This is a genomic window from Salmonella sp. 5800 (assembly GCF_046558195.1).
Classification (GTDB): domain Bacteria; phylum Pseudomonadota; class Gammaproteobacteria; order Enterobacterales; family Enterobacteriaceae; genus Salmonella; species Salmonella enterica.
The window spans coordinates 48,313-73,622 of the sequence record NZ_JBGDOX010000010.1 but is presented as its reverse complement, the minus strand read 5'-3'; the positions used below and the strand labels follow the sequence as shown (position 1 = coordinate 73,622).

Sequence of the window (25,310 nt, the reverse complement as noted above, 5' to 3'; positions counted from 1 at the left end):
TATCATTCCCCTTGTAGTGTCGCGATGATTTTACGTGGACCGCCGTGAATACGGTGCTCTCCCAACCAGATACCTTGCCATGTTCCTAACTGTAAACGCCCCTGGCGTACAGGCAGCAGCAACGAGACGCCCAATACTGACGACTTAATATGCGAAGGCATGTCATCCGCGCCTTCGTAATCATGTTCATACGCCGCATTATCGGGAACGGTTTTCAGGAAATGGCGCTCCATATCAGCGCGCACGGTGGGATCGCAGTTTTCGTTTAGCGTCAGCGAGGCCGAGGTGTGTAGCAACAACAGATGCAGCAAACCCGTTTCGACAGGCGGTAAGCCAGACAATTTATCGATAATTTCATCTGTTATCAGATGAAACCCGCGCGGCTTCTCGCTCAGTGTAATGGTGCGCTGATACCACATAGGCTGCTCCTTCCTAAAAACAAACGTCTCCTGAATAGTGTGCAGCAAGTCTGGAAAAGGTAAAAGCCAGCGGGGCAAGTTTGTGCAAAAATCATGCAAAAAAGGAGAGCCTGTCGCTCTCCTGATTTTTAGTACTCCGAGTTGACAATGACTTCCTCGCCAAACGCTCCTGCCTGCGGCAGCGGTTTGTAGGTGGAGTTAGCCGCGCGCAGGATACGAATACCGCGGATACCACAATCACGAGCCGCAGTAATATCGTTATCCGAATCGCCGTAGAAGATACGCATGTTCTTCTCCTGCAGCCACTGAACTTTCGTATTTTGTCCCGGTTTATCGCCGGCGAAAATCACCGGATTCATATTCGCCGCCGGAATATGGAAGTTATCCGCCAGCGTTTTCGACACGGTTTCCGTTTTCGTCTGACTACGACCAGTGACAAAGTAAATACTGTCGCCACGACGAACATGCATATCAATGAGTTGTCGGGCCACTTCTTTTGGAATACTGAACTCATCCCAGCCGTTGTTCATTTTTTCCCAAAAGGCCGGATTTTTCAGATAATCGTCGCTGTCCGGGGAGTAGGTTTTCTTTCCGCGCCAGAATCCGGGGCTGGAGAATAACACGGTGTCGTCAATATCAAAGCCGACCGCCATCGGCGGTCGTCCGGTGAGGCTGTTTTCAATCTGGGCGACAGAGACCCAATGGACAGGCGCTTGTTCCGCGAGTTTTGCAACGTTAGTGCCCGGATTGAGCGTCGAAGGGGAAGATACTAACGCATTCGCGGAATGGTTTAGCGTAAACAATAAACAGACGGCACTCAGCGCCAGGGTTATTTTTTTCATACTTTTCCCTTAAAATTCAAAATATTATAATTATCAAGATGAGTCTTTGCTCAAAAAACTATCTGACCATAACGCCAGTAACGGTCAAAAGGAAGGATTATCTGCGGTTTTGTTACGAAAAAAGAGGATGATCACAACAGCTATTGTCAGGCCGGAGGGCACTGTTATCGCCGTCCGGCCTGAATATTACATGACAGCGGCAAATGCCTTCGCCACGCGGTGTACATTTGAAGTATTAAGCCCGGCGACACACATGCGGCCACTGGCAATCAGGTAAACGCCAAACTCATCGCGCAACCGCTCGACCTGCTCCTCGCTTAACCCGGTATAGCTGAACATACCGCGCTGCTGTAACAAGTAATCAAAGTTGCGGTCAGGCATCTCCGCCTTCAGCTCCTTCACCAGCGTCTGGCGCATCGATATAATGCGGTTACGCATCGCGTCGACTTCCGCCAGCCAGCTCGCTTTTAACGCCTCATCGCCCAGGACCGTAGCGACCACCTGAGCGCCGAAACACGGCGGACTGGAGTAAATTCGGCGCACCGTCGCTTTTAGCTGTCCCAGAACCCGCGCGGCGATTTCGGCATCTTCACACACCACGGACAGGCCGCCGACGCGCTCGCCATACAGCGAGAAAATCTTCGAAAAAGAATTACTGACTAACGCAGGTAACCCGGCGCTGGCAATGGCGCGAATAGCGTAAGCATCCTCGTCCATGCCTGCGCCAAATCCCTGATAGGCAATATCAAGGAACGGAATCAGATCGCGCGCTTTCACTATTTCAATCACCGCATCCCATTGCGAAGGCGTTAAATCCGCCCCGGTCGGGTTGTGACAACAGGGGTGCAGCAACACGATACTGCGCGCAGGTAACGTATTCAGCGTGGCCAGCAGATCGTTAAAACGGATGCCGTTAGTCGCGTCGTCATACCAGGGGTAAGTACTCACTTCGAATCCTGCCCCGGCAAATATCGCAATATGGTTTTCCCAGGTGGGGTCGCTCACCCATACGCCTGCGTCGGGGAAATAACGCTTCAGGAAATCCGCGCCCACTTTCAGCGCGCCGGAACCGCCTAATGTCTGGATAGTGGCCACGCGCTGTTGCTGAAGAACCGGGTGATCGGCGCCAAAGAGCAAAGGCGCGATAGTATGGCGATAAGTATTGAGTCCTTCCATCGGCAGGTACAGCGAAGCGCCATGCGGCTGCGCGTTAAGCCGGGCTTCGGCTTCGGCCACCGTTTTAAGCTGTGGGATAATCCCGTCTTCGTTGTAATACAGGCCAATGCTCAGATTTACTTTGTCGTGACGGGAGTCGTCTTTAAAACGCTCCATCAGTGAAAGAATCGGATCGCCGGCATAGGCGTCAACTTTTTGAAACACGCGATGGTTCTCCAGGTTTACAGAGGGCAGGAAATAACACAATAAACCGGAAGGACGAGAAGATCGAGAGGATGTTGTGGTGGATGCGCATATTACCGGATAGCGGCGTGAACGTCTTATCCGGCCTGCAGCCAATGCGCGATACAAGCCGGATAAGCGCAAGCGCCACCCGGCCCGCCGCGTATTTAATCAATATACTTCATCGCCACCCTTGAGGTCAGGCGCGTGATAAGTTCGTAAGCACTTACTTTTGTCATTTCAGCGATACGTTCAACCGGCAGACCTTCACCCCATAAGACCACCGGATCGCCCGCGTTATCCTGCGCGTTTGGCCCCAAATCCACGCAAATCATATCCATCGCCACCCGCCCGACAATCGGGACTTCACGGCCATTGACCAGTACTGGCGTACCGGAAGGCGCCGCTCGTGGGTAGCCATCGCCATACCCCATCGCCACCACGCCCAGGCGCGTGTCGCGCTCACTCACCCATGTCCCGCCGTAGCCCACCGGTTCGCCCGCTTTGTGGTCACGCACCGCGATCAAACTGGAGGTTAAGGACATCACCGGCTGAAAACCAAAATCCGGCCCCCAGGGTTTGTGTTCCAGCGGCGATACGCCATACAAAATGATGCCCGGACGCGCCCAGTCAAAGTGAGACTGCGGCCACAGCAGAATACCGCCAGACGCGGCAATAGAGCGCTGACCGGGTTTACCCTGACAGAAGGCATTAAAAATGTCGAGCTGATGTTCGGTAGCGCCGCATTCCGGCTCATCCGCACGGGCAAAATGGCTGACGATATTCACCGGCTGGCGTACATTTTTACAGTGCGTCAGACGCTGGTAGAACGCCTCCGCCTCTTCGGGACGCACGCCGAGACGATGCATACCGGTATCCAGTTTCATCCAGACCGTTACCGGCTCCGCCAGCTCCACCGCCTCCAGGGCGGCAAGCTGCTCCTGATTATGTACGGCGGTATGCAGACATTGCGCGGAAATGGTCGGCAAATCGGCGGCGTCGAAAAAACCCTCCAGCAGCAGGATAGGCTGCGTGATCCCGCCCGCTCGCAGACGTAGAGCCTCTTCAAGACGCGCCACGCCAAAAGCGTCAGCATCAGGGAGCGTTCGCGCGGTCTCCAGAAGACCGTGTCCATAAGCGTTCGCTTTCACCACCGCAACCAGCTTGCTGGCAGGCGCCAGTTCACGCAGACGTTGCAGGTTGTGTCGCAGAGCGCGGCGGTTAATGACGACTGTTGCCGCTTGCATTTGAATTCCTTGTTAAAAGAATGACGGAGAGTTACTCATCATCGTATTGCGGTCCCGCATAGTTATCGAAGCGCGACCACTGACCATTGAACGTCAGACGAACCGTACCGATAGGACCGTTACGTTGCTTACCAATAATAATTTCAGCAATGCCTTTTAAGTCGCTGTTCTCGTGATAAACCTCATCACGGTAGATAAACATAATTAAGTCGGCATCCTGTTCAATAGAGCCGGATTCACGCAGGTCGGAGTTCACCGGACGTTTATCCGCGCGTTGTTCCAGAGAGCGGTTAAGCTGCGATAGCGCCACGACCGGCACCTGGAGTTCCTTCGCCAGCGCTTTCAACGAGCGGGAAATTTCGGCGATTTCCAGAGTACGGTTATCAGAAAGCGACGGCACGCGCATCAATTGCAGGTAGTCGATCATGATCAGACTTAACCCGCCATGTTCGCGGAAAATACGCCGCGCGCGCGAACGGACTTCTGTCGGCGTAAGACCTGAGGAGTCGTCAATATACATATTGCGTTTTTCCAGCAGAATGCCCATCGTGCCGGAGATTCGCGCCCAGTCTTCATCATCGAGTTGACCGGTACGAATACGTGTCTGATCGACGCGGGACAGCGAGGCCAGCATACGCATCATGATCTGTTCGCCGGGCATCTCCAGACTAAAGATCAGTACCGGTTTATCCTGCAACATCGCCGCATTTTCGCAGAGGTTCATCGCAAAAGTGGTTTTACCCATGGAGGGACGCGCCGCGACGATAATCAAATCCGAACGCTGTAACCCTGCCGTCTTTTTATTGAGATCCTGATAGCCGGTATCCACGCCTGTAACGCCATCGTGCGGTTGCTGGAACAACTGCTCAATACGCGCCACGGTAGCGTCGAGGATCTGGTCGATGCTTTTCGGACCTTCGTCTTTGTTGGCCCGGTTTTCCGCGATCTGGAAGACGCGCGACTCCGCCAGATCCAGCAGTTCGTCGCTATTGCGCCCCTGTGGATCGTAACCGGCGTCCGCAATTTCATGCGCCACCGCGATCATATCGCGGACCACGGCGCGTTCGCGCACAATGTCCGCATAAGCACTGATGTTCGCCGCGCTTGGCGTGTTTTTAGACAGTTCCGCCAGATAGGCGAAACCGCCGACGCTGTCCAGTTGGCCCTGCCGCTCCAGCGATTCCGCGAGCGTAATCAGGTCGATAGGACTGCCGCTTTCCTGCAAGCGCCCCATCTCCGTAAAGATATGGCGATGCGGGCGGGTATAGAAATCTTCCGCCACCACGCGCTCGGCCACATCGTCCCAGCGCTCGTTATCCAGCATTAAACCGCCCAACACCGACTGTTCCGCTTCAATCGAGTGCGGCGGCACTTTTATCCCGGCAACCTGCGGATCGCGGTCGCGGGCATCAGTCTGTGGTTTGTTGAAGGGTTTATTTCCTGCCATAGTGAATGGAGTTACCGAGATAGTGATTGGGTCGAAAGATTACCACATTTCTTTTGGAGGAAGCATGGCAACGCGTATTGAATTTCACAAGCATGGTGGTCCGGAAGTGCTTCAGACCGTGGAGTTTACGCCAACGGAACCGGCGGAACACGAAATCCAGGTTGAGAACAAAGCCATTGGTATCAACTTCATCGACACCTATATCCGTAGCGGACTCTATCCGCCCCCGTCGTTGCCTGCGGGCCTGGGAACCGAAGCTGCGGGTGTGGTCAGTAAAGTCGGCAACGGCGTGGAGCACATTCGCGTGGGCGATCGCGTCGTCTACGCGCAGTCAACGCTCGGCGCTTACAGTTCCGTCCATAACGTCCCCGCAGATAAAGCCGCGATTTTACCTGACGCCATTTCCTTCGAACAGGCGGCAGCCTCTTTTCTCAAGGGATTGACCGTTTTTTACCTGTTGCGCAAAACCTATGAAGTGAAACCCGACGAACCCTTCCTGTTTCATGCCGCTGCGGGCGGCGTCGGTCTGATCGCCTGCCAATGGGCGAAAGCGCTGGGCGCGAAGCTTATCGGTACCGTCGGTAGCGCGCAAAAAGCGCAGCGGGCGCTGGACGCCGGCGCCTGGCAGGTAATTAATTACCGTGAGGAGAGCATTGTAGAACGGGTAAAAGAGATCACCGGCGGCAAAAAAGTCCGCGTGGTCTATGACTCCGTGGGGAAAGATACCTGGGAAGCCTCACTGGACTGCCTGCAACGTCGGGGACTGATGGTCAGTTTCGGCAATGCGTCCGGCCCCGTCACCGGCGTGAATTTAGGTATTCTGAATCAGAAAGGTTCCCTGTATGCCACGCGACCTTCACTACAGGGGTATATTACGACGCGTGAAGAACTAACCGAAGCCAGCAATGAATTGTTCTCATTGATCGCCAGCGGCGTGATTAAAGTTGATGTGGCTGAAAATCAACGCTATGCGTTAAAAGATGCCCGTCGCGCGCATGAGGTGCTGGAAAGCCGGGCCACACAGGGCTCAAGCCTGCTGATTCCGTAATAGCTCTGTAAAGAAATTGGGCTTCCACCCGGGAAGCCCTTTCTTTTTTTGTTCGGCTGTATGTAGGGTACAGCGCGATGAATTCGTTACCTGCGCAATCATGACAGATTTAATAATCGATTCCTATTTGCCTGTGAGGGCAAAGTTCCAGGTTGTGACGAACCGCTCAATACCTTAGTAAAACCGACGGTTATTGCGCTGATACTGTGGGATTTTTGGCGTTTTTACTGCTTTGATCACCCACACCACAGCCACCGCCAGCAGTAGCCACGGTAACAGCTTGATCATCAGGGCGAACATTCCGCCCAGGAACATGACGGCAGTCGCTACAACCAGCGCGGCCAGAATGCCCAGCAAGGAGACGCCCGTCACCATTAACATCAGAAAAAAGCCAAGCACAAAAAGTAGTTCCAGCATAGTCGTTCCCCATAGAGATGGCATTGCCCGGCGGCACGGCGCTTACCGGGTTTGGTCAGGTAAGCTATTACAAAAATCATGCCAATATTTATATTCTTGATATATAAAGAAAACGCCCTGCAAGACTGCACAGAGCGTGGTGAGATTGACTAATTTTTGGCGAACTTTTAACGCTTGTCTGCTACCAGTTTTAGCGCCTGCTCCAGTACAGCAACATCCGCGCCAGCTTTATGGGCGTTTTCGCTCAGATAGCGACGCCACTGCCGCGCGCCGGGGATGCCCTGGAACAACCCCAGCATATGGCGAGTGATATGCCCCAGATACGCTCCCTGGCTCAATTCACGCTCAATATAGGGATACATCGCGCGAACCACCGTAACCGGGTCGGCATCGGTGGTATCGGCGCCAAAGATCTCCCGATCCACCGCGGCCAGTATACCCGGATTCTGATAAGCTTCGCGGCCAACCATGACGCCATCCATATGGCGCAGGTGCTCCTTCGCCTCTTCCAGCGATTTGATGCCGCCGTTAATGGACATGGTCAGGTGCGGAAAATCCCGCTTTAGCTGATAGACGCGCGGGTAATCCAGCGGCGGGATCTCACGATTTTCTTTCGGGCTTAAGCCAGAAAGCCAGGCTTTGCGCGCATGGATAATAAACATCTCGCATTCGCCCTGACCGGAAACCGTATTGATGAAATCACACAGAAACGCATAACTGTCCTGATCGTCAATACCAATGCGGGTTTTTACCGTCACCGGAATCGAGACGACATCACGCATGGCTTTAACACAATCGGCGACCAGTTGCGCATTGCCCATCAAACAGGCGCCAAACATACCGTTTTGCACGCGATCGGAGGGGCACCCTACGTTGAGGTTAATTTCATCGTAGCCACGCGCTTCCGCCAGCTTTGCACAATGCGCAAGCTGAGCCGGATCGCTTCCACCAAGCTGTAGAGCGACCGGATGCTCTTCTTCGCTGTAAGCCAGATAGTCACCCTTACCGTGAATAATCGCGCCCGTGGTCACCATTTCGGTGTAGAGCAGCGTCTGGCGAGACAGCAAACGCAGGAAATAGCGGCAATGTCTGTCCGTCCAGTCGAGCATAGGCGCGATGGAGAAGCGATAAGCAGGTAAAGCGGAGGACTGGGTTTCAGGCTGCATGGCGAATAAATAAGCATCCGGTTAAAAAAGGGGCGTCACTATAGCATAACGCTAAACTGGAGGCGTAGCGCCTCCGGTGAAAACGCCTCAGAATGTCATCGTAAGCTGCGCGCCAGCCCCCCAGGTTTCATCTTCGCCGTACAGTCCCATTAAGTCGAGATGCACACGGTTAAAGGGCGCAAAGCCAAGACCGCCGGTAACCACATTGCTATCGTTATTTTTCACATCCGCACGATACCCTGCGCGCACCGCCAGCCATGACAATGGTCGAACTTCAGCGCCGACGCCAACGTACTGTGAATTGTCTTCGCTCTTAAAGCCTTTCGTTTCCGTCAGATCGCCATCGGCGCTTACGGTCAGCAAATCGTTATGCCATGCGACGCCCGCGGTAACCAGGGGGCGGATTTGGTATGTATCTTTGTAGTTGGTGGTTTCTCCCGTCATACCATTAGTGATGTAAATATCTTTCGTATCGATATCGCGAGATACCAGATTTTGCCCGCTCAGCCCCAGCGTCCAGTTTTCACCGATATCGGCAGCAAGCCCCGCATCAATGTTAAAACCCGTATCATCATTGCGATAACGGCTGCTATTCCAGTCGCTACTGTCGTAGTTATAAATTGAGGTGGTGTAGTTATAGAGCCAGGTTTTTTGCAGTTTTGGCGTAACGCCAATGGAAACAGGCACCTCGCCCACCACAAACTGCTTCGCCAGCGCAATACCGTAGTCAGATACAATCGCTACCCGCCCCGACGCGGTAGAGTTTAAATGCTTTGTAATTTCGTCAGACCCCAGCAAAGCAGCGCGCCCTGCTTCACGAAGCGCGACACGTTCATCATGCTGAATATCGCGCAGATACTGAATATCGTTCTGATCAATGGACGAACTCACGCGCCCATGCGCATAACCTTTGGCGATAAACGCCACGGAAAGCGTTTGCCCTGGAATACTTACCGCCAACCCGGCGCCGGCATTGGCGCGGGCGGTTTTTCCGTTGAGATATTCCAGCTCATCGGCCAGGTCGCGCGCGGCGCCCTGAAATTGATTCAGCACGCCTCGCGGATTGAGCAGAATTTGCCCCAGCGTAAGGTTATCGACGACCTCATCGTAGTAATCCACTTTATCGCTGATATCGTCAATTTCATCCTGGAGATTGTCTTTATCCGTAATCTGGACGCCGACCGCAGGAAGGACAACAGTGATATTGTCTTCCGGTTTGGCTTTTGCCAGTAACGCCGGATTTAATAGTACTCCGCTGCCATAATTCGCGGACGCAACGCCCGTCCCGCCCATTGCGTCATTACGCGCTTCCGTCCAGGTATTGGCGGCGCTCGCCTGCTTTGCCATAAAAAGCGAGACCGCGATAGCAATCAGTGAAAGTTTGACGTTTTTGTTCACAGTTAGCCCATCTTATTATCAGGTGAAGTAATCCCTCCGCCACGCTTTACCGGACAGAGGCGAACTATTGCTGTGAAATAGTGATGTTAAATCCTGTTGTTATAATATCGACCCTCATTATGTATAGATGAGAATACTGGCGCGGAAAAGCTTAGCAGGCGATATATTGTCGCGGGGTAATTTCAGAGTTTTAAGCAGCTCGTGGTAAAGTAACGGATTAGACTTTCATGCCATTCGAGGTGCTACATGGAAAAGACCACAACGCAAGAGTTACTGGCGCAAGCTGAAAAACTCTGCGCGCAGCGCAACGTGCGCCTGACGCCTCAGCGCCTCGAAGTGCTGCGCCTGATGAGTCTGCAACAGGGTGCCATCAGCGCATACGATTTGCTCGATTTGCTGCGCGAAACGGAACCACAGGCCAAACCGCCCACCATCTACCGCGCGCTGGATTTTTTGCTCGAACAGGGTTTTGTCCATAAAGTGGAATCCACCAATAGTTATGTGGTTTGCCACCTGTTCGACCAGCCGACGCACAGCTCGGCCATGTTTATCTGCGATCGTTGCGGCGTGGTGAAGGAAGAGTGTGCCGAGGGCGTGGAAGACATCATGCATACGCTGGCGGCTAAAATGGGCTTTGCGCTACGACATAACGTTATTGAGGCGCACGGTCTGTGCCCTGCGTGCGTAGAAGTGGAAGCGTGTCGCCATCCGGGCGACTGTGGTCACGATCACTCGGTGCTGGTGAAGAAAAAACCGCGTTAGCCTGAACGGAAAAACGGGCGGCAGTAGAGAGGGGCACGCCCGCATTCATAAGCAAACAGTGGGAAGCACATCCATGTACTCCTGGTAGGGGAAAACATATTACCAGCGATAGTTGTTACGGGTTTCCCAGTCAACAACCTCTTTTTCCGCCTGATCTTTCTGGTAACCGTAACGCTCCTGGATTTTACCTACCAGTTGGTCGCGTTTACCTTCGATAACGGTCATATCGTCATCGGTCAGTTTGCCCCATTGTTCTTTCATTTTACCTTTAAACTGTTTCCAGTTACCGCCGGCTTCGTCTTTATTCATCATCTTGTCCTCATCATTCGGTTAGGAATAGCAGGTGTTATTCGCCCAAATGCTCTGCAATTTCTGCTGGACGTGATAATAATTGTAGGCAGGAATTCGGCCTTCGGTTTTATATTCAGAATTTTTAACCGTCACGATCTGGCAAACCATGTACCCTCGCGCCAGTGACGACGCCAGATAAGGCTCAACGACAGACCGCGAAGCGCCAGGAACACGGTTAATGCCAGCCATAAACCATGATTTCCTAATACCGGCAGGGCGAAGAGCGTCAGCGCAAATCCTCCCGCGGCGACTGCCATGCTATTGCGCATTTCGGCGGCGCGCGTCGCGCCAATAAACATACCGTCGAGCAGATAGCACCATACGCCCACCAGCGGTAATACCACCTGCCAGATAAGATACCGATCCGCCAGTAGCTGTATTTGCGGCAATGAGGTCAGTAACGCGACAATATGTTCGCCTGCCAGGGCATAGACTGTGGAAAACAACAAGGCCACAATTCCTGACTGACGACACGCCGCTCGCCAGACGTCCAGTAGCTTGCTACCGTCACGCGCGCCGTAAGCCTGACCGGAGTGCGCCTCCACCGCATAAGCAAAACCGTCCAGCGCATAGGCCGTAAAGGTGAGTAAGGTCATCAGGACTGCATTTACCGCGATAATATCGCTGCCCAGCCGCGCGCCTGACACCGTGATTGCGCCAAAACAAAGCTGAAGGAGCAATGAGCGCAGCATAATATCGCGATTGAGCGCCAAAAGGCGGCGCACGTTGCCGCGCCAGGCCTGTTTTAGCATATCCAGCGACACACCGCGGAGATGGAGAACTTTACGTACCATCATGAGGCCGATCAGTAACGTGGCATATTCTGCGATGACCGTCGCCAGGGCGGCGCCCTGCACGTTCATATGAAGTCCCATCACCAGCCACAGGTCGAGCGCGATGTTGAGAATATTGCCCACGACCAACAAGATAACCGGCGCCCGCGCATACTGAACGCCTAACAGCCAACCGAGCAGTACCAGATTCGCCAGTGACGCGGGAGCGCTTAGCCAACGAATTTCAAGGAAGCGTCTCGCCTGCACCAGGACAGCGTCGTTCCCGCCGACAATATGTAAAGCCAGCTCGATAAGCGGCGTGCGAAATAGCACAATCATCACGCCAGCGCCCAGCGCCAGCAATAACGGTTGAATGAGCGCCCGGGCTAACGCCTGCGGATTTTTGGCACCAAATGCCTGCGCCGTTAGGCCGGTGGTGCTCATACGTAGAAATAGCAGCAGCATGAAAAGAAAGCTGGTGGCAGTCGCGCCCACCGCCACGCCGCCCAGGAAAACCGGGCTGTCCAGATGACCAATCACCGCCGTATCGACCAGCCCCAGTAAGGGGACGGTGATGTTAGAAAAAATCATCGGCAGCGCAAGACGCCAGAGAGCTTTATCAGAGGAGGTAAAAAGCGGCATGGAGAAAAGCCTGACAAGGAGTTAAAGGAAACGAGCGCATTGCCGGATGGCGACGTAACGCCTTATCCGGCCTACAAATTAATCATCTCAGGAACTGCATTCCCGTAGGCCTGATAAGCGCAGCGCCATCAGGCTGCACGATTGCCGGATGACGGCTTACAAGGAGATTAAAAAGAGACTACAACCATTCCCCGTTGCGAATGACGCCTACCGCCAGCCCTTCAATCGTAAAGCTTTGTTCGCGCAGATCCACCACTATCGGTGTAAACTCGCTGTTTTCCGGCAGCAGCTCCACTTTATTGCCCTGCTTTTTCAGGCGTTTTACTGTCACTTCATCATCAATGCGAGCGACAACCACCTGGCCATTACGGACGTCCTGCGTTTTATGTACCGCCAGCAAATCCCCATCCATAATACCGATGTCTTTCATCGACATACCGCTCACGCGCAGCAGGAAATCGGCGCTGGGTTTGAACAGCGAAGGATCGACCTGGTAATGGCCTTCAATATGCTGCTGCGCCAGAAGCGGTTCACCCGCCGCGACACGCCCGACAAGCGGTAATCCGTCCTCTTCTTCCTGTAACAGACGGATACCTCGCGATGCGCCGGAAACGATTTCAAGCACCCCTTTGCGCGCCAGCGCTTTAAGGTGTTCTTCCGCCGCGTTTGGGGAACGGAACCCCAAACGCTGCGCGATTTCCGCACGCGTCGGTGGCATACCTGTCTGGCTGATGTGATCCCGGATGAGATCAAACACCTCTTGTTGCCTGGCCGTTAACGCTTTCATTCCGCCCCCTGGGTGTATATACAGTCATGCTGTGAGTATATACAGTTAAAGGTGATTTTGGAACCACAAACGGCGCAAAAAACAAGAGATTTATAAAATTTGGAACTTTTATCGAAAATGTGACCATAACAGGATGCCCCAGGTCATCAGGGCAACGAAAATAGACAGTAGCACCGCAGCCGATCCCATATCTTTCGCACGGCCGGAAAGCTCATGGTATTCAGAACCGATGCGGTCCACGACCGCTTCAATAGCGCTGTTGAGGATTTCAACAATCATGATAAGTAAAACGGAACCTATCAATAACACACGGGTAATCGCATCCACATCCAGCCAGCAGGCGATGATGACGCCCAGCAATACCGCGATACTTTCCTGGCGAAACGCCGCTTCGTGAGTCCATGCGGCGCGAAATCCTTTCCAGGAATATCCTGCCGCTTTGATAATTCTGGTGAATCCAGTGGTATTATTGGCCATCAAAAGAACCTTTTTACATTATTAACGTCAATGACATTATACGGTTGCCCTGCACGATTCGGACTGCCGTAACGCAGCGCGAAGTATGACGGGATACAACAGAAATTCGCTAAACTTTCTGATATCCTTGCACCGCATTTGCATTATTAACCAGAGGCTTTACATCGTTTATGTCCGGCTGGCCACGAATTTACTACAAATTACTGAATTTACCATTAAGCATACTGGTAAAAAGCAAGTCTATTCCGGCGGAACCCGCCCAGGAATTGGGGCTCGATACTTCTCGCCCCATTATGTATGTCTTGCCATACAACTCAAAAGCGGACTTACTGACGCTGCGGGCGCAATGTCTGGCGCACGATCTCCCGGATCCGCTGGAGCCGCTGGAGATCGACGGCGCGCTGCTGCCACGCTATGTATTTATTCACGGCGGACCGCGTGTCTTTACCTATTACACGCCAAAAGAAGAGTCGGTGAAACTTTTTCACGATTATCTCGATCTGCATCGGAGTAATCCGGCTTTGGACGTGCAGATGGTGCCCGTTTCCGTGATGTTTGGCCGCGCGCCGGGTCGTGAAAAGGGAGAAGATAACCCGCCTTTACGTATGCTGAACGGCGTACAGAAATTCTTTGCCATCTCCTGGCTGGGTCGCGATAGCTTTGTCCGATTCTCGCCGTCCGTCTCATTGCGTCGCATGGCTGATGAACACGGCACCGATAAAATCATCGCGCAGAAGCTGGCTCGCGTGGCGCGTATGCACTTTGCCCGCCAGCGCCTGGCGGCGGTTGGCCCACGCCTGCCCGCCCGTCAGGATCTGTTTAACAAACTGCTGGCCTCGAAAGCGATCGCCCGCGCGGTAGAAGACGAAGCGCGCAGTAAAAAAATCTCTCATGAAAAAGCGCAGCAAAACGCCATTGCGCTGATGGAAGAGATCGCGGCGAACTTCTCTTACGAGATGATTCGTTTGACCGACAGGATTTTGGGGTTTACCTGGAACCGACTGTACCAGGGGATTAACGTGCATAACGCCGAGCGCGTACGCCAACTGGCGCACGACGGGCATGAAATCGTCTATGTACCCTGTCACCGCAGCCATATGGACTACTTGCTCCTTTCTTATGTGCTGTACCATCAGGGACTGGTTCCGCCGCACATTGCCGCCGGTATTAACCTTAATTTCTGGCCCGCTGGCCCGATTTTCCGTCGTCTGGGCGCGTTCTTTATTCGTCGCACCTTTAAGGGGAATAAACTCTATTCCACCGTCTTTCGCGAATACCTGGGCGAGCTGTTCAGCCGCGGTTACTCGGTTGAGTATTTTGTCGAAGGAGGACGTTCGCGTACCGGACGTTTGTTAGACCCGAAAACCGGCACCCTGTCGATGACTATCCAGGCGATGCTGCGCGGCGGTACCCGTCCAATTACGTTAGTGCCTATTTACATCGGCTATGAGCACGTCATGGAAGTGGGCACCTATGCGAAAGAACTGCGCGGCGCGACAAAAGAGAAAGAGAGCCTGCCGCAGATGCTGAAAGGCTTGAGCAAGCTGCGCAATCTGGGTCAGGGCTACGTTAACTTTGGCGAACCGATGCCGCTCATGACGTACCTGAACCAGCATGTGCCGGAGTGGCGCGAATCTATAGACCCTATAGAGGCCATACGCCCAGCCTGGCTGACGCCGACGGTAAATAGTATCGCCGCCGATCTGATGGTGCGTATTAACAACGCTGGCGCGGCAAACGCGATGAACCTGTGTTGTACCGCGCTGTTAGCGTCGCGTCAGCGCTCGCTCACCCGCGAGCAGCTCACCGAGCAGCTTGATTGCTATCTCGATCTGATGCGCAATGTCCCTTATTCCACAGACTCAACCGTTCCTGCCGCCAGCGCTGGCGAGCTCATCGCTCACGCGCTGCAGATGAATAAGTTTGAGGTCGAGAAAGACACCATTGGCGATATCATCATCCTGCCGCGCGAGCAGGCGGTGTTGATGACCTATTATCGTAACAATATCGCGCATATGTTGATTATGCCTTCGCTGATGGCGGCGATTATCACCCAGCATCGTCGCATTTCGCGTGATGCGTTGCAGCAGCATGTTGAAGCGCTCTATCCGATGTTAAAAGCGGAGCTGTTCCTGCGCTGGGAGCGCGAGGAGTTAGCCTCGGTCATTGACGCGCTGGCCAGTGAAATGCAGCGTCAGGGGCTAATTACCCTGCAGGATGATGAACTGCATATCAACCCGACGCATTCCCGTACGCTGCAACTGCTGGCGGCAGGCGCGCGCGAAACGCTACAGCGTTATGCCATTACGTTCTGGCTGTTGAGCGCCAATCCGTCCATCAACCGCAGTACGCTGGAGAAAGAAAGCCGTACCGTGGCGCAACGTCTGTCTGTCCTGCACGGTATTAACGCGCCGGAGTTTTTCGACAAAGCGGTGTTCAGTTCACTCGTGTTGACGCTACGGGATGAGGGTTATATCAGTGATACGGGCGATGCCGAACCGGCAGAAACGATGAAGATATATCAGATGCTTGCCGATCTGATTACCTCTGATGTCCGTCTGACGATTGAAAGCGCGACGCAGGGCGAGTAAGCCAGTGCCTGAAATGCCCGATGGCGTAAGCTCATCGGGCGACTGATATGACGTATTGAAAATTTTGGCTTTGCAGGCCGGGTTCGCCCGGCATGACATCAGAAGTGCCAGTAACTCATCGCCAGCCCTAAAAATAGCACCAGGCCAACGTAGTTATTGTTCATAAAGGCTTTAAAGCAGGCTTCACGTTCACGGTTCGCAATCAGTTTTTGCTGGTAGACAAAAAGCGCGCCCGCCACCAGCACAGCCCAGTAATATCCCCATCCCAGACCATTCAACCAGCCGATCAGCGCCATTAACGCCATGACGCCAAGCTGCAGAATCCCGATAATCAATGTGTCATAACGACCAAACAAGATCGCAGTCGATTTAATGCCTATCTTGATATCATCATCTCTGTCGACCATCGCATATTGCGTATCGTAAGCCACCGCCCAGAGAATATTGGCGAGGAACATCAGCCAGCAGCTCAACGGCAGGGATTCGCTCACCGCGGCGAACGCCATGGGGATTGACCAGCCGAAAGCGGCCCCCAGCACGACCTGCGGCAGGTGGGTGTAGCGTTTCATAAAGGGATAAACCCAGGCCAACGCCAACGCCGCCACGGAAAGCAGAATCGTCATCGCGTTCAGCGTCAGCACCAACAAAAACGCCAGCAGCACCAGTACCACAAACAGGTTGCGCGCTTCTTTCTCTGTCACGGCGCCGCTGGGTAAAGGCCGGTTGACCGTACGTTTTACATGTCCGTCAAATTTACGATCGGCATAATCATTTACCACGCAGCCCGCCGCGCGCATTAACCACACGCCAGCGACAAAAACCGCCAAAATCCACAGCTGAGGCATACCCGGTGTCGCCACCCATAGCGCCCAAAGCGTCGGCCAGAGCAGCAGCAACGCGCCAATAGGCTTATCTGTACGCATCAAACGGTGAAACGCCAGCAGCTTACTCTGCGTCAGACTCCACTCCATCTTTATCTTCCTCTTAGTACAGCGGCGATGCAGGTAAAAAAAGCTCGGTAAGCAACAGTGGCTTTCCGCTCAACCGCAGTCGAGAGCGGCGCCCCCATAGCGTTGCATCGCGTCCAATTTCAATAAAATCGCGGGTCAGTGTCGATGATGTAAATAGATAACGTCCAAGCGGGGTTTTACCCAGATGTTGTAAGACCTGTTCAGGTCCGCACAGCGTGGATTCCGGTACCACGGTACGTCCGGCAAGCCAGGGCTCGCCGTCAGCGCAAAGCAGTATCTCACGTAACCAGTAACGGGATTCGGATGGCAGTAAACCTGACGCTTCCTCGACCTCACTTTGGCCGACAAACGCTTCCCGAATCAGCGTCACGCTTACCCGCTTTCCCAGTTGCTCAAAACGTTTAGTCATAGAATCTTCCAGCAACAGCCAGTCCAGCAAATGGGGTTCAAGCGCAGGAATCGCATCAAAATAGCGCAGCGCACGCAGTTGCGTTAACGCAGGGTGTGACATGCCTTACTCTCCGATTCATAACCTAAAGTCATTGTATCTCAGAAAAGACATTACGGGGGGCGCAATCACAATTAAGTGATCTGTTGCGCAACAAAAAAATAACAATTCGCATGAAATGATAAAAAAAAGGTGCGCCAGGAGACGCACCAGTTGCTGCAAAATCAGCACTGTGGGGAAACAATTACCCCTTGCCTTTTACACTGCTGATAAAGGTGGAACGGGCAGATGTCGATCCCAGACGTTCGGCCTCATCAAGCAGTTTCAGCGCTTTATCGACGTCACCTTTCGCTACGGCATCCTTAATCGCTTTATTAAAGTAGCTTTCCGTATCGTTCAACATCGGTTCGCTTTTCTTCGGCGCGACTGGCGCTGGCGCAGCGATCGGCGCGGCGGTATTGCCTACCGTTACCGGCCCGGCACCGGACGAGCCAAACAACGGCCCGACCAATACGCTGGAGCTGCTGTTGGTTTTCACCTTCAGTTTCACCACGCCGTCAGTGGTATGGCGAGCAACTGGATCGGGAATATCCGGGATAGAGTTACCGACGCCTTTGGCATAGGCTTTTGCCGGATCGAGCAGTGTAGTGGTTTGCTGAAGATCTTTTTCGGTCGTAAACACCAGAACATAGAGTTTCTGCTGCCCCAACGCAGGCGTCAGGCGCATCACGCCTTCCAGCCGGTCTGCGCTCATGACACCCGGCTGCTGATAAGTAAAGTAACTGCTGGGGAAGAACGCCGAAGGCGTCATATTTTGGTCAAGAATCAACACGTTTGGCGCAAAAACGCTGGCTTGCTTATTGACCTCGCTGGTCAGAGTTAATGTCAGCTCGCCGATATTCGCCGGAACGCTATAAGCGGCGACCGGGCCGGTAATGCCGGCGACGTCAAGGCGCTGGCCGCCAGTCGCCAGTTGGGTAGACTGCGTTTTTGACTGATCTACAGGCGTCCAGGTTAATTGCTGTAGCGCAGCAGCAGGAATAGCAGGCGCGGCGCTGGTATTTTGCGGTACATAGTTCACTTCCGCCAGGCTGATACCCGGCACGCTGGCGAACAGCCCTGCGGTTAAACAGAGGGCGACGAGACTTTTCTTCATTTTCATTATTCTCACCTCAATAAGGCGGGTTCAGCGGTAGCCAGGCAATAGCGCGCCAACCCAAACATATCGCCGAATGGCGGCTGGCGCCTTATTCGGCTTACAAGCATCATCAGACCTGATGTTTCAGAGGGGCTTGCGCCCCTCGTTACGTCAGATGACCATCGTATTACCACCAGATTTCCATCTGGGCGCCGAAGGTCCACTCATCGCTATCGCCACGGCTGTTGGTGGAAATGCCGGAGTTAGTCGCTGCGGCATAACGGGAAATGTTATCGCCGTCTTTGATATAGCCCCATTTCTCATCCCATTTCGCGTAGGTGGCGAAAATACGGATAGCCGGACGCGACCAGATGCTGTCGCCCGCCTGCCACTGTTGCGCCAGGGTGATTTTATATTGATTGTTACGATCGCCGGTCTGCTGAGATTTCACGTTGTCGTAGCCGACTTCCAGCAGGGTGCTCATGATTGGCGTCCACTTGTACATTGGACGTACGCCCACGGTCCACCACTCAGTACCCAGGTTATTATCCCAATCGATATTCTGGTACATACCGACGTACATCAAATCCCATTTATCACCAAGCGAGATGGCGCCATGATCCAAAATACGCCACATATCGCCATTATTATTGATGACCTTATTGGCATAATTAATTTTGGTTCCATCAGGCAATTCTTCAGTGAAAGATGAAGAACCGTCGGAACCGCGCGCCTGGCCTTTACCCTGCGTGGTCATGGCATCGGTGGCATATTGCACGACAAACTTGTTATAGCCTTTCAACATGCTTTGCGTGTGTTCGGCGGTGAACATCCAGCCGTCTTTCGATGCCCCATCAGCCAGCTTATAACCATCGGTCGTATTGGCGCGGCCGTAATCAACGCCCAGCTCCAGTACGCCGTCCGGGTTCGTTTGCAGACCAGCCAGACGTACGTCAAAGACGTCGTTAGCGGTATCTTTCACTTCATCATAAATATTCTGGCTGCTGAAGGTGTAAGAACCGCCCGCTTCAGTAGACCGGGTCGCCGCCAGTGAAAGCTTACCGAAGCCCAGATCGATATTTTCGATACCCGCGCCAGGACCTGAAATATCCCAGTAGTAGAAGTCGATCATGTGTACGTCATGACGCTGATAGAAGCGCTTACCGGCCCAGATGGTAGAGCCCGGCAGCCATTCAATCAGGTTTTTACCCTGCACGTTCGCTTCGCGGAAGGCGGGATCGGTCGATTCCCAGTCGTTCTGCTGGTTAACCGAATAGGCGACGTTGGTGTCGAAATAGAAGCTCTTATCGCCCTCTTTCCACACTTCCTGGCCCAGTTTCAATTCCGCATAGGTTTCACATTCGTTACCAAGACGGTATTTACTTTGGGCACCCGTTGCCTGGAAACACTGTTGTTCGCCGCCGCTTCCCGTCCAGCCAATACCGGAACGGGCGTAACCGTGGAAATCGACAGCCATTGCCTGAGCGGACATTACGCCCGCTGCGACAGCAACCGCCAGAGGGAGTTTGCGCAGAGTAATCATCATTCTATCTCCTGAGATCATTGCTTTTCTTTAAACGCTGCCACCTTCTAAAACTGCGAATGGTTTTGCGTTTCGTTTTTTTATGGAGGCCTTAAACACCCGGCTCTTGATGCAGACGACGACATGCGCTGCCATCCTCGCGGAACAGATGACAGCGCTCTGGCGGCAGGCCGATAGCGAATGTGGCGCCCTCTTCTACCAGCACCACGTCATTCTGGCGATAAACCAGGTTTTGACGGATGGCGGGGATCTGGATATGAATTTGTGTTTCGTGCCCTAACTGCTCGACCACCTGGACTTCACCTTCCAGGGTGACATCGGCGATATCGCTCGGCAGCAGGTGTTCCGGCCGAATGCCTAAAGACATATTGGCGCCGACCTGCACGCCGCGACTTTCGACCGGCAGCCAGATTTGCTGGCGATTCGGCAGTTCGACCTGGACTTGTTCAATCGCGGTGGCGGTCACTTTCACCGGCAGGAAGTTCATCTTCGGCGAGCCGATAAAGCCCGCGACAAAGCGGTCCGCCGGATAGTGGTACAACTCCAGCGGCTTACCGATCTGCGCGACGCGACCGGCGTCCAGCACCACGATTTTGTCGGCCAGCGTCATCGCTTCGACCTGATCGTGGGTGACGTAAATCATCGTGCGGCCCAGACGTTTATGCAGGCGAGAAATTTCAATGCGCATCTGCACGCGTAGCGCGGCGTCCAGGTTAGAGAGCGGTTCGTCCAGCAAAAACACACGCGGCTCCGCTACCAGCGTGCGGCCAATCGCTACGCGCTGACGCTGACCGCCGGAAAGCGCTTTTGGCTTACGTTCCAGCAGATGCGCCAGTTGCAGCACTTCCGCCACCTGGTTGACGCGTTGATTCATTACCTCTTTTTTGGCGCCCGCCAGCTTGAGGCCGAAAGACATGTTTTCTGCAACGGAGAGATGGGGATAGAGCGCATAAGACTGGAATACCATGCCCACGCCGCGCTCGGCAGGCGGAATATCATTCATACGGGTTTCCCCGATAAACAGGTCGCCACTGGTGATGGTTTCAAGCCCGGCGATCATACGCAGCAAGGTCGATTTACCACAGCCTGACGGTCCGACAAACACCACGAACTCCCCGTCATGGATATCGAGGTTAATATCTTTCGATACCACCACGTCACCCCAGGCTTTCGTTACATTTCGTAGCTGTACGCTCGCCATGCCCTTCTCCCTTCGTTACAACCTGTCATTGACAGCAACATTCATGATGGCCTGACTATGCGCGATCCCTGACTGGGGTAAATCCTCCACCCCCCGGCTTTTTTATGGGGGAGGAGGCGGGAGGATGAGGGCACAGCGCCTGAGACCACGGGCGCGGACAGAAAAGGAATTTCGTGATGCCGCCCGCAAAAATCGGCGTGTTTTTGTGTGCGCCAGCACGCATTACTCACATTTATGCAACACAGATCACATAAAGCCGGGGTGGGGCGTAGGGGCGGGGAGGATGGAAAGAGGTTGTCGTATAAAGAAACTAGAGACCGTTAAACCACCTCTGTGTACATCACCAAAAAGGATGGGAGATATGAAGATTAAAACTGGCGTAGGCATCCTCGCATTATCCGCACTTACGACGATGATGATTTCCGCCCCGGCTCTCGCCAAAATTGAAGAAGGTAAACTGGTTATCTGGATCAACGGCGACAAGGGCTATAACGGTCTGGCCGAGGTCGGTAAAAAATTTGAGCAAGACACCGGCATTAAAGTGACCGTTGAGCACCCGGATAAGCTGGAAGAGAAATTCCCGCAGGTGGCTGCCACCGGCGACGGTCCTGACATTATCTTCTGGGCGCACGACCGTTTTGGCGGCTACGCGCAGTCTGGTCTGCTGGCGGAGGTCACTCCGGATAAAGCGTTTCAGGACAAACTCTATCCGTTCACCTGGGATGCGGTACGCTATAACGGCAAGCTGATCGCCTACCCCATCGCCGTTGAAGCCCTCTCCCTGATTTATAACAAAGACCTCGTCCCGAACCCGCCGAAAACCTGGGAAGAGATCCCGGCGCTGGATAAAGAGCTAAAAGCGAAAGGGAAGTCGGCGATAATGTTCAACCTGCAAGAGCCGTATTTCACCTGGCCTTTGATCGCCGCTGACGGCGGTTACGCGTTCAAATTTGAAAACGGCAAGTATGACGTGAAAGACGTTGGCGTCGATAACGCCGGCGCGAAAGCGGGCCTGACTTTCCTGATCGATATGATCAAAAACAAAAATATGAGCGCCGATACCGATTACTCCATCGCCGAAGCGGCCTTCAATAAAGGCGAAACGGCAATGACCATCAACGGTCCGTGGGCATGGTCGAACATCGACAAGAGCAAAGTCAACTACGGTGTCACCCTGCTGCCGACCTTCAAAGGCAAACCCTCGAAACCGTTCGTCGGCGTGCTGAGCGCGGGGATTAACGCTGCCAGCCCGAATAAAGAGCTGGCGAAAGAGTTCCTCGAAAACTACCTGCTGACCGACCAGGGTCTGGAAGCGGTGAACAAAGATAAACCGCTGGGCGCTGTGGCGCTGAAATCTTTCCAGGAGCAGTTAGCGAAAGACCCCCGTATCGCCGCCACCATGGATAACGCCCAGAAAGGCGAGATCATGCCGAATATTCCGCAGATGTCCGCCTTCTGGTATGCGGTACGTACGGCTGTGATCAACGCCGCCAGCGGCCGTCAAACCGTGGATGCCGCGCTGAAAGATGCACAAAGCCGTATCACCAAGTAATGCCGCGAGCCTGTGCCGGATGGCGGCATAAATGCCTTATCCGGCCTACAACACACCGTAGGCCTGATAAGCGCAGCGCCATCAGGCACATCTCCGGCCAGGAAGTTTCAACGCTGTAGAGGAAAACCCCCATGGATGTCATTAAAAAGAAACACTGGTGGCAAAGCGACCCGCTTAAATGGTCAGTAATTGGTCTGCTGGGCCTGCTGGTGGGTTACCTTGTAGTTTTAATGTACGTACAAGGGGAGTATCTGTTCGCCATCATGACGCTGATTTTAAGCTCTGCTGGCCTGTATATTTTCGCAAATCGTAAAACCTATGCCTGGCGCTACGTTTACCCTGGCCTCGCCGGCATGGGGCTGTTTGTGCTATTCCCGCTGGTGTGCACCATCGCTATCGCCTTTACTAACTACAGCAGCACCAACCAGCTCACCTTTGAACGCGCCCAGCAAGTGCTGATGGACCGTTCTTATCAGGCAGGAAAAACCTATAACTTCGGTCTTTACCCGAGCGGCGACGAGTGGCAACTGGCCCTCACCGACGGCGAAACGGGCAAACATTACCTGTCTGACGCATTTTCCTTCGGCGGCGAACAAAAATTACAGCTGAAAGAGACCGATGCCCTGCCGGGCGGCGAACGCGCCAATCTGCGGATAATCACCCAGAACCGTCTGGCGTTGAACCAGATAACCGCCGTCCTGCCGGATGAAAGCAAAGTGATTATGAGCTCGCTGCGTCAGTTTTCCGGTACCCGTCCGCTGTACACACTGGCTGATGACGGCCTGCTTACCAATAACCAGAGCGGCGTAAAATACCGGCCAAACAACGATAGCGGTTATTATCAGTCGATCAACGCCGACGGAAGCTGGGGTGATGAAAAACTCAGTCCTGGTTATACCGTTACTATCGGCGCGAAAAACTTTACGCGCGTCTTTACCGACGAAGGGATCCAGAAGCCCTTTTTCGCTATCTTCGTCTGGACCGTGGTCTTTTCGGTCCTCACTGTGGTGTTAACCGTGGCGGTTGGGATGGTATTGGCCTGCCTCGTACAGTGGGAAGCGCTGAAAGGTAAAGCTATCTACCGCGTCCTGCTGATTCTGCCCTACGCCGTACCGTCGTTTATTTCAATTTTGATTTTCAAAGGGTTATTCAACCAAAGCTTTGGTGAAATCAATATGATGCTGAGCGCGCTGTTCGGCATTAAACCTGCCTGGTTCAGCGACCCCAACACCGCGCGGGCAATGGTGATTATCGTGAATACCTGGCTGGGCTATCCCTACATGATGATCCTGTGTATGGGGCTGCTGAAAGCGATTCCGGATGACCTGTACGAAGCCTCCGCAATGGACGGCGCCGGTCCATTTCAGAATTTCTTTAAGATCACCTTACCGCTGCTGATTAAGCCGCTAACGCCGCTGATGATCGCCAGCTTCGCCTTTAACTTTAATAACTTTGTCCTGATTCAGTTATTGACCAACGGCGGGCCAGACCGTCTCGGCACCACCACGCCTGCCGGTTATACCGATCTGCTCGTCAGCTACACCTACCGTATCGCCTTTGAAGGCGGCGGCGGTCAGGACTTCGGTCTGGCGGCGGCCATTGCCACGCTGATCTTCCTGCTGGTAGGCGCGCTGGCAATAGTGAACCTGAAAGCCACGCGTATGAAGTTTGATTAAGGGAGATAATAACAATGGCTATGGTCCAACCCAAATCTCAGAAACTGCGTCTCTTCATCACGCACCTGGGGCTGCTGATTTTCATCGCGGCGATCATGTTCCCACTGCTGATGGTCATCGCTATCTCGCTACGTGAAGGGAACTTCGCCACCGGAAGCCTGATCCCGGATAAAATCTCCTGGGAACACTGGCGGCTGGCGCTGGGTTTCAGCGTGGAACATGCGGATGGTCGGGTAACGCCGCCGCCCTTCCCGGTACTGCTGTGGCTGTGGAACTCGGTGAAAATCGCCGGTATTACCGCCATCGGCATCGTAGCGCTCTCCACCACCTGCGCCTACGCTTTCGCACGAATGCGTTTTCCAGGTAAAGCAACACTGCTCAAGGGGATGCTGATTTTCCAGATGTTTCCGGCGGTTTTGTCTCTGGTGGCGCTGTATGCGTTATTTGACCGCCTGGGACAATACATTCCATTTATCGGTCTGAATACGCATGGCGGCGTGATCTTCGCCTATCTTGGCGGCATTGCGCTGCATGTCTGGACGATTAAAGGCTACTTCGAAACTATCGACAGCTCGCTGGAAGAGGCCGCCGCGCTGGATGGCGCAACCCCGTGGCAGGCATTTCGCCTGGTGCTGCTGCCGCTTTCCGTACCGATTCTGGCAGTGGTGTTTATTCTGTCGTTCATCGCGGCGATTACCGAAGTTCCGGTCGCCTCGTTGTTACTGCGCGATGTGGACAGCTATACGCTGGCCGTGGGTATGCAGCAATATCTCAACCCGCAAAACTACCTGTGGGGCGACTTTGCCGCCGCCGCCGTCCTTTCTGCTATTCCTATCACCCTGGTGTTCCTGTTGGCGCAACGTTGGCTAGTCAACGGCCTGACGGCAGGGGGGGTGAAAGGTTAAGTTTTATCGAAGTACCTGCCCGGCAACGGGCAATGCCACTGCCCTCAACTTATGTTATCCCCACTTATGGTCGTATTTTGGCGCTCTTCGGAGCGCTTTTTTTATGTTATT

The 25,310-nt window shown here is 53.7% G+C and carries 24 protein-coding genes and 1 pseudogene; 6 read left to right on the top strand and 19 right to left on the bottom strand.

Annotation, left to right across the window (positions count from 1 at the left end):
* Positions 1–2 precede the first annotated feature (2 nt).
* The 5 genes from ACLJZ5_RS17640 to dnaB form a co-directional block, all read right to left on the bottom strand.
* Positions 3–419 carry a secondary thiamine-phosphate synthase enzyme YjbQ gene (locus tag ACLJZ5_RS17640; protein WP_000270392.1) on the bottom strand — a complete coding sequence of 139 codons (417 nt, stop codon included), beginning with the start codon at positions 417–419 and terminating at the stop codon, positions 3–5.
* A gap of 128 nt (positions 420–547) precedes the next feature.
* Positions 548–1,261: an acid phosphatase AphA gene (gene aphA / locus ACLJZ5_RS17635; RefSeq protein WP_000724436.1), complete on the bottom strand. Its 714-nt coding sequence runs from the start codon at positions 1,259–1,261 to the stop codon at positions 548–550.
* 186 nt (positions 1,262–1,447) lie between these two features.
* Complete coding sequence (gene tyrB, locus ACLJZ5_RS17630) at positions 1,448–2,641, bottom strand: aromatic amino acid transaminase (protein ID WP_024797334.1); 1,194 nt, start codon at positions 2,639–2,641, stop codon at positions 1,448–1,450.
* 185 nt (positions 2,642–2,826) lie between these two features.
* Positions 2,827–3,906 carry an alanine racemase gene (alr, locus tag ACLJZ5_RS17625; protein ID WP_001147297.1) on the bottom strand — a complete coding sequence of 360 codons (1,080 nt, stop codon included), beginning with the start codon at positions 3,904–3,906 and terminating at the stop codon, positions 2,827–2,829.
* Between the two features lie 31 nt (positions 3,907–3,937).
* Positions 3,938–5,353, bottom strand: a complete 1,416-nt coding sequence (gene dnaB, locus ACLJZ5_RS17620) for a replicative DNA helicase (RefSeq protein ID WP_000918353.1) — start codon at positions 5,351–5,353, stop codon at positions 3,938–3,940.
* A gap of 64 nt (positions 5,354–5,417) precedes the next feature.
* Here dnaB and ACLJZ5_RS17615 point away from each other — a divergent pair, with 64 nt between their 5' ends.
* The gene (locus tag ACLJZ5_RS17615; RefSeq protein ID WP_000235555.1) at positions 5,418–6,401 is read left to right on the top strand and encodes a quinone oxidoreductase; all 984 of its coding nucleotides are present in this window, start codon (positions 5,418–5,420) and stop codon (positions 6,399–6,401) included.
* A gap of 174 nt (positions 6,402–6,575) precedes the next feature.
* On the opposite strand, the gene pspG is transcribed toward ACLJZ5_RS17615, so the two are convergent.
* The 3 genes from pspG to ACLJZ5_RS17600 all read right to left on the bottom strand — a co-directional run bounded on the left by pspG (position 6,576) and on the right by ACLJZ5_RS17600 (position 9,382).
* Entirely contained in the window at positions 6,576–6,818 is a 243-nt protein-coding gene (pspG, locus tag ACLJZ5_RS17610; RefSeq protein WP_000891414.1) for an envelope stress response protein PspG, read from the bottom strand.
* 167 nt (positions 6,819–6,985) lie between these two features.
* Complete coding sequence (gene dusA, locus ACLJZ5_RS17605) at positions 6,986–7,984, bottom strand: tRNA dihydrouridine(20/20a) synthase DusA (protein ID WP_001182234.1); 999 nt, start codon at positions 7,982–7,984, stop codon at positions 6,986–6,988.
* Between the two features lie 87 nt (positions 7,985–8,071).
* Positions 8,072–9,382 (bottom strand): conjugal transfer protein TraF, encoded by a 1,311-nt coding sequence (locus tag ACLJZ5_RS17600; protein ID WP_001039337.1) that lies wholly within the window; start codon positions 9,380–9,382, stop codon positions 8,072–8,074.
* 246 nt (positions 9,383–9,628) lie between these two features.
* On the opposite strand from ACLJZ5_RS17600, the gene zur reads away from it, so the two are divergent.
* A complete protein-coding gene (gene zur / locus ACLJZ5_RS17595) occupies positions 9,629–10,144 on the top strand; it encodes a zinc uptake transcriptional repressor Zur (protein ID WP_000416271.1) in 516 nt (171 codons plus the stop codon).
* A gap of 99 nt (positions 10,145–10,243) precedes the next feature.
* On the opposite strand, the gene ACLJZ5_RS17590 is transcribed toward zur, so the two are convergent.
* The 5 genes from ACLJZ5_RS17590 to ACLJZ5_RS17570 form a co-directional block, all read right to left on the bottom strand.
* Positions 10,244–10,453, bottom strand: a complete 210-nt coding sequence (locus ACLJZ5_RS17590) for a CsbD family protein (protein WP_001030592.1) — start codon at positions 10,451–10,453, stop codon at positions 10,244–10,246.
* A 21-nt stretch (positions 10,454–10,474) separates the two neighbouring features.
* Positions 10,475–10,588, bottom strand: a complete 114-nt coding sequence (locus tag ACLJZ5_RS17585; protein WP_010989093.1) for a hypothetical protein — start codon at positions 10,586–10,588, stop codon at positions 10,475–10,477.
* Positions 10,585–11,910 carry an MATE family efflux transporter DinF gene (dinF, locus tag ACLJZ5_RS17580; protein WP_001128113.1) on the bottom strand — a complete coding sequence of 442 codons (1,326 nt, stop codon included), beginning with the start codon at positions 11,908–11,910 and terminating at the stop codon, positions 10,585–10,587. Before dinF ends, ACLJZ5_RS17585 begins: the two co-directional genes overlap by 4 nt.
* A gap of 178 nt (positions 11,911–12,088) precedes the next feature.
* Entirely contained in the window at positions 12,089–12,697 is a 609-nt protein-coding gene (gene lexA / locus ACLJZ5_RS17575) for a transcriptional repressor LexA (protein ID WP_000646079.1), read from the bottom strand.
* A gap of 108 nt (positions 12,698–12,805) precedes the next feature.
* Positions 12,806–13,174 carry a diacylglycerol kinase gene (locus ACLJZ5_RS17570; RefSeq protein WP_000002900.1) on the bottom strand — a complete coding sequence of 123 codons (369 nt, stop codon included), beginning with the start codon at positions 13,172–13,174 and terminating at the stop codon, positions 12,806–12,808.
* 170 nt (positions 13,175–13,344) lie between these two features.
* On the opposite strand from ACLJZ5_RS17570, the gene plsB reads away from it, so the two are divergent.
* On the top strand, positions 13,345–15,765 hold the full coding sequence (gene plsB / locus ACLJZ5_RS17565) for a glycerol-3-phosphate 1-O-acyltransferase PlsB (RefSeq protein WP_000017360.1): 2,421 nt from the start codon (positions 13,345–13,347) through the stop codon (positions 15,763–15,765).
* Between the two features lie 98 nt (positions 15,766–15,863).
* Here plsB and ubiA read toward each other — a convergent pair whose 3' ends face one another.
* From ubiA to malK, 5 genes are all read right to left on the bottom strand, one after another.
* Complete coding sequence (ubiA, locus tag ACLJZ5_RS17560; RefSeq protein WP_000455249.1) at positions 15,864–16,736, bottom strand: 4-hydroxybenzoate octaprenyltransferase; 873 nt, start codon at positions 16,734–16,736, stop codon at positions 15,864–15,866.
* A 13-nt stretch (positions 16,737–16,749) separates the two neighbouring features.
* Positions 16,750–17,247: a chorismate lyase gene (ubiC, locus tag ACLJZ5_RS17555; protein ID WP_000019217.1), complete on the bottom strand. Its 498-nt coding sequence runs from the start codon at positions 17,245–17,247 to the stop codon at positions 16,750–16,752.
* A 181-nt stretch (positions 17,248–17,428) separates the two neighbouring features.
* Complete coding sequence (gene malM / locus ACLJZ5_RS17550; RefSeq protein WP_000782493.1) at positions 17,429–18,346, bottom strand: maltose operon protein MalM; 918 nt, start codon at positions 18,344–18,346, stop codon at positions 17,429–17,431.
* A 163-nt stretch (positions 18,347–18,509) separates the two neighbouring features.
* A complete protein-coding gene (locus ACLJZ5_RS17545; protein ID WP_000973642.1) occupies positions 18,510–19,868 on the bottom strand; it encodes a maltoporin in 1,359 nt (452 codons plus the stop codon).
* Positions 19,869–19,956: 88 nt separating this feature from the next.
* Positions 19,957–21,066 carry a maltose/maltodextrin ABC transporter ATP-binding protein MalK gene (malK, locus tag ACLJZ5_RS17540; RefSeq protein WP_000179173.1) on the bottom strand — a complete coding sequence of 370 codons (1,110 nt, stop codon included), beginning with the start codon at positions 21,064–21,066 and terminating at the stop codon, positions 19,957–19,959.
* A 361-nt stretch (positions 21,067–21,427) separates the two neighbouring features.
* Between malK and malE the strand changes: the two genes are divergently transcribed.
* On the top strand, positions 21,428–22,618 hold the full coding sequence (malE, locus tag ACLJZ5_RS17535; RefSeq protein WP_000695415.1) for a maltose/maltodextrin ABC transporter substrate-binding protein MalE: 1,191 nt from the start codon (positions 21,428–21,430) through the stop codon (positions 22,616–22,618).
* Here the strand turns inward: malE and ACLJZ5_RS17530 are convergent.
* Positions 22,567–22,707 (bottom strand): annotated as a pseudogene (locus tag ACLJZ5_RS17530) (hypothetical protein); the annotation flags it as partial. The gene malE and the pseudogene ACLJZ5_RS17530 sit on opposite strands and share 52 nt — an antisense overlap.
* A gap of 42 nt (positions 22,708–22,749) precedes the next feature.
* On the opposite strand from ACLJZ5_RS17530, the gene malF reads away from it, so the two are divergent.
* Together malF and malG are read left to right on the top strand one after the other, a co-directional pair.
* Positions 22,750–24,294 (top strand): maltose ABC transporter permease MalF, encoded by a 1,545-nt coding sequence (gene malF, locus ACLJZ5_RS17525; RefSeq protein WP_024797333.1) that lies wholly within the window; start codon positions 22,750–22,752, stop codon positions 24,292–24,294.
* 14 nt (positions 24,295–24,308) lie between these two features.
* On the top strand, positions 24,309–25,199 hold the full coding sequence (gene malG / locus ACLJZ5_RS17520) for a maltose ABC transporter permease MalG (RefSeq protein ID WP_001252081.1): 891 nt from the start codon (positions 24,309–24,311) through the stop codon (positions 25,197–25,199).
* The last annotated feature ends 111 nt before the right edge of the window (positions 25,200–25,310 follow it).

Excerpts from the sequence above, each read along its gene's own strand:
- malK (WP_000179173.1), bottom strand. The coding sequence starts at position 21,066 with ATGGCGAGCGTACAGCTACGAAATGTAACGAAAGCCTGGGGTGACGTG.
- lexA (WP_000646079.1), bottom strand. The coding sequence starts at position 12,697 with ATGAAAGCGTTAACGGCCAGGCAACAAGAGGTGTTTGATCTCATCCGG.
- ACLJZ5_RS17590 (WP_001030592.1), bottom strand. The coding sequence starts at position 10,453 with ATGAATAAAGACGAAGCCGGCGGTAACTGGAAACAGTTTAAAGGTAAA.
- dusA (WP_001182234.1), bottom strand. The coding sequence starts at position 7,984 with ATGCAGCCTGAAACCCAGTCCTCCGCTTTACCTGCTTATCGCTTCTCC.
- malG (WP_001252081.1), top strand. The coding sequence starts at position 24,309 with ATGGCTATGGTCCAACCCAAATCTCAGAAACTGCGTCTCTTCATCACG.
- ACLJZ5_RS17615 (WP_000235555.1), top strand. The coding sequence starts at position 5,418 with ATGGCAACGCGTATTGAATTTCACAAGCATGGTGGTCCGGAAGTGCTT.
- ubiA (WP_000455249.1), bottom strand. The coding sequence starts at position 16,736 with ATGGAGTGGAGTCTGACGCAGAGTAAGCTGCTGGCGTTTCACCGTTTG.
- zur (WP_000416271.1), top strand. The coding sequence starts at position 9,629 with ATGGAAAAGACCACAACGCAAGAGTTACTGGCGCAAGCTGAAAAACTC.
- dnaB (WP_000918353.1), bottom strand. The coding sequence starts at position 5,353 with ATGGCAGGAAATAAACCCTTCAACAAACCACAGACTGATGCCCGCGAC.
- ubiC (WP_000019217.1), bottom strand. The coding sequence starts at position 17,247 with ATGTCACACCCTGCGTTAACGCAACTGCGTGCGCTGCGCTATTTTGAT.
- alr (WP_001147297.1), bottom strand. The coding sequence starts at position 3,906 with ATGCAAGCGGCAACAGTCGTCATTAACCGCCGCGCTCTGCGACACAAC.
- aphA (WP_000724436.1), bottom strand. The coding sequence starts at position 1,261 with ATGAAAAAAATAACCCTGGCGCTGAGTGCCGTCTGTTTATTGTTTACG.
- malE (WP_000695415.1), top strand. The coding sequence starts at position 21,428 with ATGAAGATTAAAACTGGCGTAGGCATCCTCGCATTATCCGCACTTACG.
- pspG (WP_000891414.1), bottom strand. The coding sequence starts at position 6,818 with ATGCTGGAACTACTTTTTGTGCTTGGCTTTTTTCTGATGTTAATGGTG.
- malF (WP_024797333.1), top strand. The coding sequence starts at position 22,750 with ATGGATGTCATTAAAAAGAAACACTGGTGGCAAAGCGACCCGCTTAAA.
- ACLJZ5_RS17545 (WP_000973642.1), bottom strand. The coding sequence starts at position 19,868 with ATGATGATTACTCTGCGCAAACTCCCTCTGGCGGTTGCTGTCGCAGCG.
- malM (WP_000782493.1), bottom strand. The coding sequence starts at position 18,346 with ATGAAAATGAAGAAAAGTCTCGTCGCCCTCTGTTTAACCGCAGGGCTG.
- ACLJZ5_RS17640 (WP_000270392.1), bottom strand. The coding sequence starts at position 419 with ATGTGGTATCAGCGCACCATTACACTGAGCGAGAAGCCGCGCGGGTTT.
- dinF (WP_001128113.1), bottom strand. The coding sequence starts at position 11,910 with ATGCCGCTTTTTACCTCCTCTGATAAAGCTCTCTGGCGTCTTGCGCTG.
- plsB (WP_000017360.1), top strand. The coding sequence starts at position 13,345 with ATGTCCGGCTGGCCACGAATTTACTACAAATTACTGAATTTACCATTA.
- ACLJZ5_RS17570 (WP_000002900.1), bottom strand. The coding sequence starts at position 13,174 with ATGGCCAATAATACCACTGGATTCACCAGAATTATCAAAGCGGCAGGA.